Genomic DNA, 14,550 nt, shown 5'->3' on the forward strand with positions numbered 1-14,550 from the left:
GTCTCCACCTGAGGAATCGTCTGAAATGCTCACTTTTCCTGCGGTAAAACTAAGGTCATCAATAAAGTACTCTAAATTTTGTCCATCACCTCCCAAAACCTTAAATACAATTTCACTAGATTTAAGCTGTCCAAATAATAAGTGTTGATAATGGCCTTGAATTAAAACCCATTCATTTCCGCTATTTTGTGAATTAACTGCGGTCAGTGTTAAAGGCTTAGCTGAAACTTGATCGAATACATGCTGAGCAATTAATTTTTCTCTTGGACCAGCTTCATCTATCAGGTTTAAAGCTAAATTAATTTCATCTATTTCTGTAGATGAAGCCTTAACCCATGCTGAAATTGTGTACTCATAACCATTAGTAAAACTGTTACTCGTATCAAGCATAACAGCTGACTCATTCAGCCCGCTCACTTTCAAACTAGTGTTACCTGTTTTGTAAGCCTCGGTCGACACATTTAAATTTGAAGTGGACTCAAACTGCCATGCAGATAAATCATTAGATTCAAAGTCCAAAGTCTGAATTGTTAATCCTGATTCTGGCTGTTTATTTTCAGCCGAAAAACTTGGAATTTCTGTTTTATTCTGATCTGAGCATGCAGAAATTAGTAAACCAGAGAGACCAAATATAAAGGTTTTTGCTTTTAAATTAATTCTCATATACACATTCACCGTTAACATCTTGTACACACAAATCTATATTATTGTAATAATGACTACAAGTTAGTTTTGAATTTTTTTTAGTCATAAATGTATAGCTATAAAATTAATGATAAAACAATCCTTTAAATACAGTGGCTTATAAAATAAATTTTGATCTCTTTAAAAACACACTTATTGTCCACTTGACTTTAATGTTCCAATAAAATTAGAATGGATTGTAAATACAGTGTAATTAGACACAGAGGCTGACATGAAAAATAGATTACTAAGCATTACTTTTTTATTAATCATTCCTATTATTTTTATACATTCAGTCTGTGCTAAGGAAAGGCTTCCCATCCAATTGAATGTACAAGGTAAATCTACTGATCAAAGGTTCGCTGTCGTATTGTTAAAAAGCCTTATTAATAGAGACAATAAATACCAACTTAATTTTATGGATGATGGAACTGGTATTCAGTTAAGCGAAGCAAAATTACATAACGATCTGTTAAACGATAAAATCCACATCATCTGGACATTAACAAGTAAATCCCACGAAGAAAAATTTCAAGCTATTTACATACCCATTTATCGAGGTATGTACGGCATGCGGATCCCGATAGTGACAAAACAAAACCAAAATATTTTCCATGGTGTAAAAACATTAGATGACTTGAAAAAATTTAAAGCAGGCCAAGGTTCTTTTTGGGCTGATACTAAAATATTGCAAGCGAATAATCTACCTGTCGTGAAGGAGCTTAAATACATTAATCTATTTCATATGCTCGAAGGCGATAGATTTGATTACTTCCCTAGAGGTATTCCTGAACCTTGGGCTGAAATAGAGCGTGAGCAAGCATTAGATCTAGTCGTCGAATCCAATATTATGATTAGATACACAGCGCCTTTTTATTTCTTTGTTAATAAATCAAACAAAAAATTAGCTAGCTACTTAACGGCAAGTTTAAATTCGCTTATCAGTTCAGGTGAGTACAACAAAATGTTTTACTCACACCCAGATATTAAAAGTGCCTTAAATAAAGCAAACTTAAAACAAAGAAATGTCATTCACCTGAAGAATCCAGAACTAACAAGTGCAACCCCAACCGACAGAGCAGAGTTGTGGTTTGACCCTAACCAAAGTCTGGTACATTAGGCTAAATGTTAGCTAAAGGCTTAGCCTTATATATTTCGTCTGTCTAAAATGAATATTGTATTTAGATACTTCAATTGCAATATAGTCAAGTAGACACTATCATTCAATATAGAAAAGTTAGAAACAAGTTTAAAGCGTGTTCTAACTATAATAAAAATCTGGAGCATAATATGTCGAACACTAGTGTTAAGCTAACGTTCAAAGAAAAAATTGGCTATGGTTTAGGAGATACAGCAAGCAACATAGTGTTTCAAGTTGTTGCTAATTTCATGCTGATTTTCTATACCGATGTCTTTGGGATTGGCGCAGCTGCTGCTGGCACACTGATGTTAGTTGTTCGGGTATTTGATGCTTTTACCGACCCTATTATGGGTGGAGTAGCCGATAGAACTCGAACAAAATGGGGCGTTTACCGCCCTTATCTCTTATTTATGGCAATTCCTTACGGCATCATGGCTATAGTCGCCTTTACCATTCCAGAGTTTAGTGAAGACGGTAAGCTAATCTATGCCTATATTACTTACGCAGTTTTAATGATGCTTTATACCAGTATTAATATTCCCTACTCTGCATTAGGTGGAGTAATGACAAGTAACACCAAAGAAAGAGCTTCATTACAATCTTACCGATTTGCCATGGCAATGACGGGATTATTGATAGTGGTTTCAGCTTTACCTATTTTGGTTGATTGGTTTGGACAAGGTGATAAAGCGAAGGGCTACCAGTATGCTATGAGTGTTCTGGCATTATTAGCTGTCATCTGCTTTTTAGGTTGCTTTGCTTTAACAAAAGAAAAGCAAACACCACCGCCAAGAGATCCAAATCAATCTATATCTGGCGACTTCTTTAGCCTGTTTAAAAATGATCAATGGGTTATTATTTCCATTATCAGTGTGTTTATTTTAACACTAGTCGCACTAAGAGGCTCTGTTACACCTCATTACGTAAAATATGTCTTAGGTGATGAAACCTTAACCGCTAGTTTTATGACACTTGGTGGAATTGCATCTGTGTTAGGTGCGGTATCAACCATATATTTATCCAAAATAATAACGAATAAAAAACTGTTTCAAATCGGTTTGAGTGTAGGTATCGCTGCTCATGCCTTGTTATTCATCATGCCGGTTAATCAAATTACTTTAATTTACCTTATTTTTATTGTCGCTAATTTTGCTCATATGCTAGTTACTCCGATTTTATTTAGCATGGTCGCTGATACAGTTGACTATGGTGTGCTTAAAATAGGTAGACGTATCACAGCAATGACCTTTTCTGGCCACTTATTAGCGATAAAAATGGGTTTTGCAATTGGCGGTGCTTCGGCTGGCTGGTTACTAGCTGCCTATAATTATGTGCCTAACCAAGAACAAACAAGCGATGCTATATTTGGTATTACATTTGCCTTTGCTGGCGCGCCTGTTTTACTCCTATTCGCAAGTTTAATTTTAATCAGAAAATATAAATTGTCTGAAGAATACTTAGCGGATATCAATTTAAAAACAAATAACAATCAAACGATTAAATCGTGCTCAATTAAAAATGAAAACGCTTGTGAAACCGCATAAATAAAAACGCAGTTTCATATATTTCGATCAAAAATTTTTGGTTACCAAGATTATAGTCTTAAAAACTATAATCATATTTTTTTATTTAGTAACCATATTATAGATAAAAAGTGGATTAATATGACATCATCAGTAACTCTCACAATTCCTGAGTCAAGTTTAGTAGAAGCACATGAGGTGCAGAGCGATGCCGAAGCTGTGACACAACGTGATATGCAAAGGGCAGAAAATATCAAAGCAGTTTCGCCGCCTTTAGTCACTCATATTTATACAGCTGATCCTTCTGCGCATGTATTTAACGGTAAACTCTATATTTACCCATCGCATGATATAGAAACCAGTGAACCTATGAATGATGATGGTGATCACTTTGCGATGCGTGATTATCATGTTTTCTCTCTTGATCGCCCAAATGGAAAAATTAATGATCATGGTGTTGCTCTGGATATTGACAATGTACCTTGGGCATCAAAACAAATGTGGGCACCCGACGCTGCAGAGAAAGATGGGCAATATTATTTGTATTTTCCTGCCAGGGATCAATCAGGTATTTTTAGAATTGGTGTGGCTTCAGGAGACTGTCCAGAAGGTCCATTTACCGCTGAACCTGATTTTATTCAGGGTACATTCAGTATAGACCCGGCTGTTTATAATGATAATGGCGAATATTACTTATACTTTGGTGGTATTTGGGGCGGCCAATTACAACGTTGGCAATCCGGCAGCTACACTGAGGATATGTACCCAGCTGATAATGAAACGGCAATTAAGCCTAGAGTCGCTAAATTATCAACGGATATGATTTCACTCAGTGAAACAGTAAAAGAGATAGACATCTTAGATGAAAATGGTGAGCTATTAGTTGCGGGTGATACTGATAGAAGGTTTTTTGAAGGCCCTTGGGTGCACAAATTTAATAAGCAATACTATTTGTCTTACTCAACTGGTGATACACATAAAATTGTGTATGCAACGAGTGACTCACCCTACGGACCATTTAAATATCAAGGCGTTATTTTAAATCCTGTGTTAGGTTGGACAACCCATCATTCAATCACACAATACGATGGTAAATGGTATCTTTTTTACCATGATAGTTCTTTATCGGGTGGTCAAACCCATTTACGAAGTATAAAAATGACAGAATTAATCCATAATCCAGATGGCACAATTCAGACAATAGAACCTTACGAATAAATAAAATATGTTTTGCAGAGTGTTTCATTACAGCAGACAAATGCTTTAATGAAACGCCCTCAACGCGAGGTTAGTTTAGCGGTAATTTGTTAATTAACTTTAGTGCATCAAATGTCGCGTTATTGTTTGTTTGTCTCAAATATTGAGAATAACTAACCAAATCGATTTTATCCCATTGGGATGCTTTTAATTTTTGGAGTACAACACCAACATTTTTTAAGTCGACTAAGCCCAACTTGATCTTATCTTCTCTAAAATCCATTGAGTCTTTTTTTATGAGATCTTGATTTATCTGTATCATAGCAAGGTAGGGGAAAATAAAATGCCCACCAATACTGGCTGCTATTTTTTTGTTTTCGACTAGCTCAAGTGCATCTGTAATAAAATCGAAAGTAACAAGTACAGTCTTTTCTTCATCTATCATTACCTTATTAGTAACGGCTATCGCTAATTCACTACCTGCAGTCCAATAAATAGAGGTTTCAGCTTGCTTTAATGAGTTAAGTGAGAGTTGTTGCTCTGTCCGGCTTACTTCCCAATGCGTTTTTGCAAGTGACTTTATCTCACATTCAGGGTCAAGATTAACTATATTTTTCAATCCTAACTCTCGAGCCTGAGTTACATTATCCCAAGACCCTGACAATGCAATAATATTGCAGTTTACATCAAGCTTTTTAGCCCGGTTAATTGCATATTGAGTGATACTTTCACTGGCTTCTATATTGTCGTAATAAATATTTTGTCGCCAATTTGGATAGGATTTACGAATGGATTCAAGTGAATTTAACCCAAGTTCTTTAGGTTCTGCTTCAAAGCTAATATAGCGAATGTTTTTGCTTTCAAGTAAATCGAACAACTTTTTCGTGTTACCGCCAAGCGGCCTAACAATCGCGTAATCAAATTGGGTTAAGTTAACTGCCTTGTTCACATTCTCGATATAATTAAATCTATCGTATCCTGCTAAAATTATACTGAGATCGATTTCAAATTGTTTCGCAGACTCTTTAGCTATGGGGATTGTTGAATCCCAAAAAACTTGAGACTCAGCGGCTGGAATAAAATAAGCGACTTTAACCTTTTCCGCGAGCGCGAATAAACTGGTAAATGGTAAAATAATTACGATTAAAGCTTTACACAAAGAGTACATAGGCATGGTGTTCTGTTAACGATTAAATTAACTGTAGCATATACGCCCATATACATCTAAGCACATAAGTTAATATTCAAAGCTAAAGCCAAATTCCCTTAATTTTTCATAGACATTAATATCAAACCTATATAAAGAGGCTGCACGATGCGCAACGCCTTTTTGTTTTTCTTTGCAATCAATCAGCAAATTCATTTTATTAATCTTACGTCTAAAATTCGGCTTATCTAGAGTCACCTCTAGCATAGCTTCGTATAGCTCTTGCAGTTGCAGCAAGGTGAATTTTTCAGGCAGTAAACTAAAACCTATCGGCTCATGTCTTACTTTGTATTTAAAATGTTCTAAGCAAGATTCAATAATATCTTTATGGTCAAAGATAAGCTCAGGTAAATTTCTAACATCAAACCACTGGATTTCGTGTGTGTTTTCACCACGTATGATTTGAGTCTCTTCTAATCTAACGAGTGCATAATAAGCGACAGTTACAATACGTCTAATAGGGTAACGATTTACATTACCAAAAGCTGAGAGCTGATCTAGATGAAAATCTTTAACGCCTGTTGTTGTATTAACAACACGATAAGCAGCGCTTTCTATATCTTCATCCCATTTGACCCAATGACCTATTAAGCCCCACTTACCTGCTGCTAAACCTTGATTATATTTAACTAATAAAATCTTAAGTCGACCTTCATCCATAGCAAAAATAAGACTATCGACTGATAGATTCGACATACAGTCTTTTGGTATTAATTCAGCATCATCCATTTCTGGGGCAAGCATTTTTGGTTCACCTGTCATTGCATTCTCTCAAATTAAACTTAGTACTCATCAAATATGGCTAAACAGATTCTAAATTCGCACGACAAAATTTATTAATAAATTCAGATTGTTTAGGCATGCGTTCAACAGACTCTTTGATGACCTTTTTTATATTGTCACAACGATGGCGTATTTCTTCAAGTGATAAATTATCAACTAACGGATGATATGCCTCGGGCGTAATGCCTTGACCTAACATAACAGCTAACCAACTGGATTGGTTAAATAATTCATCGTCTTGGCGAAATATACGACCAGTTTGGCTAAACAACTTTATCTTTTGTTCTAAATACGCTGGCACTTCCATATTTTTACAGTATCGCCAAAATTCTGTATCTTCTCTTTCAGTCACTTTGTAGTGAAGAATAATAAAATCTCGAATTCTTTCCACTTCTAACTTTGTCTGTGAGTTAAAAGTATCTATGACACTTTTTTCAAAGCTTTTATCCGGAAATAAACTCATTAAACGAGAAATGCTACTTTGAATTAAATGTATTGAGGTTGATTCTAATGGCTCAATAAAGCCACTCGATAACCCAATGGCAACACAATTTTTATTCCAATGTTTTCTTCGCGTACCTGTGGTGAATTTAACCACTCTAGGTTCGGTTAATACTTGGCCTTCAATATTGTCTAGTAAAGTCTGTTTCGCTTCGTCATCTGACATAAACCGACTTGAATATACATGGCCGTTGCCAGTTCTATGCTGTAAAGGGATACGCCATTGCCATCCTGCGCCATGCGCAGTCGAGCGCGTATAAGGTACGGGGTCAGCAACATTTTTACTAGGCGCTACAACTGCTCTATCACAAGGTAACCAATGTCCCCAATGTTCGTAACCTGTATTCAATGCCTCTTCAATTAACAGCCCTTTAAAGCCTGAACAATCAATGAATAACTCACCTTCTACTACTTGACCATCCGCTAATTCGACTGAATTAATAAAGCCTGATTTTGAATCGAGTTTTACTTCTTGCACTGTATTTTCAATACGAATAACACCATTTTTTTCGGCAAAATTTCTTAACCACTTTGCATATAAACCAGCATCAAAGTGAAAAGCATAAGCGATATTATTCAGTGGCGAATTAGGTACATTAATAGACCGCATCATTTTATGATTATAAGCAGCAACACAGTTAAAGGCATAATCCTCGATTGATCCTGCTTGATTAGTTTGATTGAGCTTGTTCCAATAATGATGAAAATCGACTCCTTCAAAATTTAAGCCTATGGTGCCAAATGGGTGCATATACTTATGGTTATTTTGCTTCCAATTAACAAACTCTATCCCGTGTTTAAAAGTCGCTTGAGTCGCTTTTACAAACTCATTTTCGTCAATACCCAGTAAAGCGTTAAATAACTGAATTTGCGGTATAGTCGCTTCACCAACACCGACTGTCGGTATGTCTGCCGATTCAATTAGGGTAATAGTGCAATTAGGTTTTTTAATCAATTTTGCCATTGCTGCAGCTGTCATCCAACCTGCCGTACCGCCGCCAACAATGACGATTTTTTCTATTGATTGATCTTGTGTCATATATACACCTAATTATTTGCTAGAGACAGATCAGTGTTTATTTTACTAAACACTGTATATATTTGATTTAAAGCCGTTAATAGCTTTTCAGAGTTTAAGTTTAGACTAAGGCTATCAGGATATTTTGGCCAAATACCTAAACTCAGCAAATAAGCCTGCCATATTTCATAGCCAACACAGTCAGTGTCATACTTGGGGTATTTACCCTGCTCCAAAAATAACTTGATCTTATGCAAAAAAGAATGTGGTAGATTTTGATTAGCTAAATTGTCTATCTGCTTGCTATGTATTAATAAAAGATGAAAATCTCTTAAGTGATTAGCTTCTTCAATACTAATTCGATTATATTCTTTTGCAATCGACTCAAAATCAGTATGACTTGGCAGCATATCTATTAAACGATTTAAATTAAGTTGAATTAAATCTATTTTGGAACATACAAAATTGTCTAATAATGGTTGGCAATTGTTTAATTTAACTACATTAGACTGCCAAGCGTATTTATAAAGCCCTGGCTTATAGATTAAACTTTCTTGATTTTGTTTAGTTATATTATCTAGATTTTCTAAACTTTGATCAGCTGAGTGTTTAGTTATCTGCTGTGTAGATTGGCTATTAGAGATTAGTCTAATAGTGTCCGGATTTACAACAACCTGAGCGATTAAGCATGGACTTTGAACTTTTGTCTGTACTTGAGACTGACCTTGAGATTGAGCTGGGTTTAAGTCGTTAATTTTATGATTATATGGTGTCAGTTCTTTCCAGGCTTCAAAATCACTTGCCTCTTCATTTTGAGTTAAACAATCAATCACCAAATCAGGCTTAAGCAATTTATTACTATCCAGCAATATACTTTTAATTTCACAACCTGCCTTGTCCAAACTACTAACCTTATTGTTATATTGAGTTAAACCAAGCTTGCAAGCTTTAGAAATAATATAATTTCGCAAGCTAAGTTCAGATACCTGCAAACCATAGTCATGGGTGCTTAATGGAGAATTTGGATTATTCGAGGGTAAAATATCTTGCCCATGACGAGCCAAATGGTTTGTTATGCAATAATTTTCTAGCTTTGTACTCTTTAGTCGTGAAAAATGTTTATCTTGATGCTTTATATAATTAAAGGCTTGAAAAAAACTAGCATTATCGAATTGAATGCCATATTGACCATATCCTAACAAAAATTTATTAGCAGTTGAGTCACTCGCATTATGACAAAACTCATAAGCAAAATGATAACTAGCTTTGTAGGCGTTAATCAAATCAGTCGTATCTAAGCCGATTAATTCATTAAATTTTCTTGTTTTAGGTGATAATGACAAAATTGAATCTTGCAGTGGTTCTTCATCTGTTATGAGTAACACTTCAAATATGCCTTTAAATTTATATGCGAGCGTATAAGCACTCAACCAAGCTGTACACGAGTTACCTAAAACCGCAATTTGATTCAGCTTTTTTATCGAATTCAATTTCGACTCCCATACAAACTTTTACTCGCTAATTTACTATTGCTAAGTCGATTTTCGTTGGCCAGAAAGTTTGTAAGAAAATCACTATGCTCAGGTAAAGAAAGACTCGCTTGTTTAATTAAATCTTTCATTTTCTCTAGCATTTGGATTAAATCGGCTTGATTCAAATTCGTTAATTTTGGACTGTAATTTTCAGGCAGCATACCTTGTCCAACAAGTACAGCAACCCAACTAGGCTCTAGAAACAACCCTTGGCCGTAATAAGGCACATGTGCATATTTTTTAAATAAGGTTAATTTTTCTTCAAGCGATTCTGGTATAGCCATGTTTTGCATATCTAACCAAAATTGACTATCTGACCTTTGATTGACATGGTAATGCATAATCAAAAAATCTCTTATTCTAAGATACTCGTTATCGACTAAACGGTTAAATTCATCAATATGAACTTGTAGCAGCCCATTATGGGGAAAGAACTCAATCAGCTTTTCTATTGAATCTTGAATTAAATAAATACTGGTTGATTCTAACGGTTCCAGAAAGCCTGATGATAAGCCAATGGCAACCACGTTTTTGTGCCAAGTTTGTTTTCGCTTTCCTGTTTTAAAATTTAGATGATTAAATGTGCTAATTGGCTTTGATTCTAACCCAGCTAAAACCTCATCTTCAGCTTGTCCTTTATTCATGTACTGACTGCAATAAACTAAACCATTTCCTACTCTAGTTTGTAGCGGGATTTTCCACTGCCAACCAGCGGTTTTAGCTGTTGCTGTTGAATAAGGTAATAACTCGTCTGTTTTTTCTGATGCTATGGCCACCGCACTATCACAAGGTAACCAGTGTTGCCAATTATCAAATTCTACGTTTAAAGCTTGGTTTATTAATAAACCTCTAAAGCCAGAACAGTCAATAAATAAGTCGCCTGTAATCGATTCTCCTGACTGCAATATCAACTGGAAAACATCGCCTTGATTGTTCAGCTCAACTTTTTCTATCTCGCCTGCTATACGCTTTACACCATTCTCTATCGAGAAATCAGTTAGGAATTTTGCATATAAACCTGCGTCTAAATGATAAGCATACGAATAGGAAGATAGAACCGAGTTTGGGTTGGATTCAGGGAATTTAAACTTATTATTTTGCGCAACTTGAACGCCAACTGAAAAATCAGAAATATCAGAGTTGAGTCCAGCTTGAGTTGCTTTTAGCCAAGCATGAATAAAATTGGCACCTTGAATAGACTGGCCAAAGTCTCCAAACGGGTGGATGTAATCTTGGTTTAAATTTTTCCAATTTTTAAGTTTGATCCCTAGCTTAAAAGTTGCTGAAGTTGCCTGCATAAACTCTTTTTCATCTATACCCAGTAACTGATTAAAATATCTCAAATGCGGTAATGTCGCTTCACCAACGCCAACAGTCCCAATTTTATCTGACTCAATCAGAGTAACTTGAAAACCATGAGGCATTACTAATTTAGATAAAGCCGCTGCTGTCATCCAACCAGCTGTACCACCACCCACAATGACAATATTTTTAACTAAGTGCATATGAAAAAGATCTTAAAAAATTAAGGCGCATTAATACATAATGCGCCTTAGGGTTAGTTAAAATTTAGCCTGTAATACAACAGAGTAACGTCTGTCATTTAAGAACCAAGAACGCCCATAGCGAGTACCGGCTTCATCTACCTGCATACTCGTTTTTGTGATCGTATTCAGTAAATTAACACCTTGTATACCAATCTTGATTTGATCGGTTAAATTATAAAACATAGAGGCATCTAGGTAACCGGCCGCTTCACCATAAACAGGTCTATGTGGTGCAATAACATCGCGCGCAGTAATCATGTAAGACGAACGCCAGTTATAAGCTAATCGAGCTGAGAAATCATTTTTCTCATACATAGTGACAAAATTCGCAGTATGCTTAGATTGTCCAGCCAAAGGCAACTCATCAAAAGCTAATTGAGTCGGTCCATCTTTTGGTTTACCTTCAGGATCGGTCGTAAACAAGTTTGAATTGGGCACGCCTGAAGCCTCTATATAACTATAGTTTGCTTGTATGCCTAAACCATCAAAAGGTGCAGGTAAAAAGCGATAAAACTGCTGATAAGCAAGCTCTAAACCTTTCATTTTACCTTCATCCGTATTGACAGGCTTTTGTATAGTAACTGTGTTGGTAACGCCATTATTGGTAAAGGTTTCGTCAACACCACCCGTTACCCAAAAGTCTTTTAAATCTTTATAAAAAAGCGTCCCGGTTAATGAACTATCTTCGCCGAAATACCATTCTAATGAAAAATCATATTGGATTGATTGCATAGGTTTAAGCTGAGCATTACCAGAATTACCTGTCCAACGAATTACATCAGCACTCACAATTTTAGAATCTTCACCATCACCTTCACGTACTACTGCAGGTCTTAGATCATCTGATAGTGAAACAAAACTTTTCATATCACCTGTATTTGGATATGCAATGGCTTTTGATGCCGCAAAACGGGCAATTAAATCATCATCTAATTCGAATTTAAGATTCAAACTCGGTAAGAAATAACTATCAGATGTTGAAGCTGAAATCGGTGCTACACCATCATTTGCAAAATCTAAATCATCTTGAGGCAAGTGATAGTTAACCTGATTTTCAAACGCTGCTTGCGCTTCTTCTGCTGTTACACCATCAATTTGAAATGACTCTAATGGTTTAACTTCTAGGTAAGGAAATGAGATGTAACCACTAGTCTCTCGCTCAAGTTTCACATAACGACCACCAAAATTACCAGTAAAAGGAATTGGACTATCATCATAAGCAAAGTCGAAACGTACATAAGCCGCTTTATTCGTTTCTACAAAGTCATTGATTTCGTTTGGCCTAAAGTGGCTATCAAATTCTTCATATACAGGGTTGCCATTGCTATCTACACCTAATTGATTTCTAGGTCTATCAGCCGCAGGTTCCCAGTCACTCGCAACAGGCGCTAACCTAGTGCCCCAGTTTTGATAATCATTCACTATCTCAAATGAAGGATGAATCGTTGTACCATCTCCAGGAATACTGACATGGCCACCACCAAAATGATCATCCCAACTAACATTTTCAACATCATTAACTAAGTCAGCACTGGCGGGGATATCCATCCAAGCAGCAGCATAGCCATCACCATTATGATCGGCAGAGTGTAAAGCACCTAAAGTTTGCCAATTGTATTCAGTAAATTTAACCGTTTGCTCACGCTCGGCATACCTCACACCCGCTTTTATCGAAGTAATAAAGCCAGAATCTGTTACGTATTTAGTATCCCATTGAAACGCACTTTCCTCACCTTCACTTCTTTCATAGTGGTCCATTGCTGAGCGCCAATGATAAGATGATTTATCTTGTAGAAATGCTTCATTCCCTTCACGGCCGTTGCCACCAGCATGGCCATTCCAAGGTTCACCAAATCTGATTTTTGGCGCATCACCTGAAAGATCTAAGAACTGATTAGCAAAAAAGCTTAAGTATAAAGTTGCATCATCATCTTTTGTTTCTGCATCGACAAATTGGATATCAAGCTCATGGGACCAAGTATCATTTGGCCTAAATTTGAAATTAAGCGAAGCATCTTCTACCAGTGTCGATTGTTGTTTACGACGAGTCGTGGTTTGAAAAACATTACCAAATTGTGGCACAGGATTACCTGACCAGTCAGCAGCTTGAGGCACACGCTCAGCATCATTACCGTTAGAACGCCAACCACCAAGTGCTACATGTGTTATGTATCCTGATTGGAAAACACCATTTTGGTCATAATCATAACTAGGGTAACCGTCTAACGGATAGGATTCGTCTCGAATTGTAACCCCATCGTCTTCCCACATATTGGTTTGAAAGCTTATGGTTCTTTCATTCCATCCTAAGCTAGCGTCCGAGCGCAAGAACTGTGCTGTGACTAACATAGTGCGATCGTTATTTTCCCACTGTGCGGCTAAACCTAAACCATCACGTTGTCGATCTTGAATCTGGGTATTCATGTTACCCCCATTAGGGGCATAAACGGTTTGACCTTCAACTAAGTCCGTTCTTTCTAATACGATTTCTGATTGAAGTCCATCTGATCTGCTAGTTAAATCTGATTGAGCTAAATTGACTAAAAAACCGAATTCACCAATATCAGTTTGCCAGCGGTCACTAAACATAGCTGACAAACTTGGTGACCACTCTTCGGCCATATCTGTATAGGTATAATCAGCAGAAATTGCGACAACTCTGTCCGCTTGATCAAAAGGTAAACGCGTATTTAAATTTACCGTGCCACCTATACCGCCTTCGATCATATCAGCTGATTGGTTTTTATAAACTTTAACCGAACCCATTAATTCAGGTGGCACATCTTGAAAGCTTAAACCCCGATTTGAGTTAGCACTAAAAGTATCTCTACCGTTAAATTCACTTCTTGTTTGAGTCATACCACGAATAACAGCACCACTCCCTTCTATCCCAAAATGGTCAGGGTCATTTGCTGCCGCAAAACGCTCAATTGAGACACCCGGAACACGAGACATTGCTTCTAATACACTTCTATCTGGTAAAGCACCTATATCTTCTGCTGATATCGCATCAACAAATGTAGATGACTCGCGCTTAATATCTTGTGCTTTCATTAAGCTTCCGCGTAAACCTTTAACTGATATTACTTCAACTTCTTCGTCTGTTTGTTCTGCAGTAAAAGCAGGAGTGCTTAAACCTAAAATCGTTAGTGCGAGCAAACTCTTTTTGAAAACAGGTGCCGTTGTTTTTACATTCTGTGGCATTTTAAACCCCATGTATCTTCTAGTTAATTAAATTTATTATTTACATAGATTCTAGTTTTACCCAAAAACCTGTTTACAATATTAAAACAATTAATATTTATAGTCAAACTGACCATTAAGTTATTTTTTAAGATAATAGATAGAATTTAGTCCATAAAGCTAGAATTTCAAATTTATATATTTTTATCCTGAACGAAAAACCATCCTAACATT

The 14,550-nt window shown here is 36.3% G+C and carries 10 protein-coding genes; 3 read left to right on the forward strand and 7 right to left on the reverse strand.

Annotated features, from left to right (window positions below):
- On the reverse strand, positions 1-663 hold a 663-nt coding region (locus tag XM47_RS15740; protein WP_048694643.1), incomplete at its 3' end, for a carbohydrate binding domain-containing protein.
- Between the two features lie 253 nt (positions 664-916).
- On the opposite strand from XM47_RS15740, the gene XM47_RS15745 reads away from it, so the two are divergent.
- From XM47_RS15745 to XM47_RS15755, 3 genes are all read left to right on the forward strand, one after another.
- On the forward strand, positions 917-1,804 hold the full coding sequence (locus tag XM47_RS15745; protein WP_149865537.1) for a type 2 periplasmic-binding domain-containing protein: 888 nt from the start codon (positions 917-919) through the stop codon (positions 1,802-1,804).
- Between the two features lie 170 nt (positions 1,805-1,974).
- Positions 1,975-3,369 (forward strand): glycoside-pentoside-hexuronide (GPH):cation symporter, encoded by a 1,395-nt coding sequence (locus XM47_RS15750; protein ID WP_048694650.1) that lies wholly within the window; start codon positions 1,975-1,977, stop codon positions 3,367-3,369.
- Between the two features lie 213 nt (positions 3,370-3,582).
- Entirely contained in the window at positions 3,583-4,566 is a 984-nt protein-coding gene (locus tag XM47_RS15755; protein ID WP_245623487.1) for a glycoside hydrolase family 43 protein, read from the forward strand.
- Positions 4,567-4,636: 70 nt separating this feature from the next.
- Here XM47_RS15755 and XM47_RS15760 read toward each other — a convergent pair whose 3' ends face one another.
- The 6 genes from XM47_RS15760 to XM47_RS15785 form a co-directional block, all read right to left on the reverse strand.
- Positions 4,637-5,719, reverse strand: a complete 1,083-nt coding sequence (locus tag XM47_RS15760; protein WP_048694655.1) for a type 1 periplasmic-binding domain-containing protein — start codon at positions 5,717-5,719, stop codon at positions 4,637-4,639.
- A gap of 63 nt (positions 5,720-5,782) precedes the next feature.
- Complete coding sequence (locus XM47_RS15765) at positions 5,783-6,514, reverse strand: NUDIX hydrolase (RefSeq protein ID WP_412731127.1); 732 nt, start codon at positions 6,512-6,514, stop codon at positions 5,783-5,785.
- 40 nt (positions 6,515-6,554) lie between these two features.
- Positions 6,555-8,075, reverse strand: a complete 1,521-nt coding sequence (locus tag XM47_RS15770; protein ID WP_048694658.1) for a tryptophan halogenase family protein — start codon at positions 8,073-8,075, stop codon at positions 6,555-6,557.
- A gap of 8 nt (positions 8,076-8,083) precedes the next feature.
- On the reverse strand, positions 8,084-9,544 hold the full coding sequence (locus XM47_RS15775; RefSeq protein ID WP_048694660.1) for a tryptophan 7-halogenase: 1,461 nt from the start codon (positions 9,542-9,544) through the stop codon (positions 8,084-8,086).
- Positions 9,541-11,091 carry a tryptophan halogenase family protein gene (locus XM47_RS15780; protein ID WP_048694661.1) on the reverse strand — a complete coding sequence of 517 codons (1,551 nt, stop codon included), beginning with the start codon at positions 11,089-11,091 and terminating at the stop codon, positions 9,541-9,543. Before XM47_RS15780 ends, XM47_RS15775 begins: the two co-directional genes overlap by 4 nt.
- Positions 11,092-11,148: 57 nt before the next feature.
- On the reverse strand, positions 11,149-14,337 hold the full coding sequence (locus XM47_RS15785; RefSeq protein WP_048694664.1) for a TonB-dependent receptor: 3,189 nt from the start codon (positions 14,335-14,337) through the stop codon (positions 11,149-11,151).
- Between the last annotated feature and the right edge of the window lie 213 nt (positions 14,338-14,550).

Origin of the sequence: Catenovulum maritimum, from assembly GCF_001050375.1 — a bacterium.
Classification (GTDB): Bacteria; Pseudomonadota; Gammaproteobacteria; order Enterobacterales; family Alteromonadaceae; genus Catenovulum; species Catenovulum maritimum.

Bases quoted from the DNA above. Each gene is read 5' to 3' on its own strand.
- XM47_RS15785 (WP_048694664.1), bottom strand. From the start codon at position 14,337: ATGCCACAGAATGTAAAAACAACGGCACCTGTTTTCAAAAAGAGTTTG.
- XM47_RS15780 (WP_048694661.1), bottom strand. From the start codon at position 11,091: ATGCACTTAGTTAAAAATATTGTCATTGTGGGTGGTGGTACAGCTGGT.
- XM47_RS15750 (WP_048694650.1), top strand. From the start codon at position 1,975: ATGTCGAACACTAGTGTTAAGCTAACGTTCAAAGAAAAAATTGGCTAT.
- XM47_RS15755 (WP_245623487.1), top strand. From the start codon at position 3,583: ATGCAAAGGGCAGAAAATATCAAAGCAGTTTCGCCGCCTTTAGTCACT.
- XM47_RS15760 (WP_048694655.1), bottom strand. From the start codon at position 5,719: ATGCCTATGTACTCTTTGTGTAAAGCTTTAATCGTAATTATTTTACCA.
- XM47_RS15770 (WP_048694658.1), bottom strand. From the start codon at position 8,075: ATGACACAAGATCAATCAATAGAAAAAATCGTCATTGTTGGCGGCGGT.
- XM47_RS15745 (WP_149865537.1), top strand. From the start codon at position 917: ATGAAAAATAGATTACTAAGCATTACTTTTTTATTAATCATTCCTATT.
- XM47_RS15765 (WP_412731127.1), bottom strand. From the start codon at position 6,514: ATGACAGGTGAACCAAAAATGCTTGCCCCAGAAATGGATGATGCTGAA.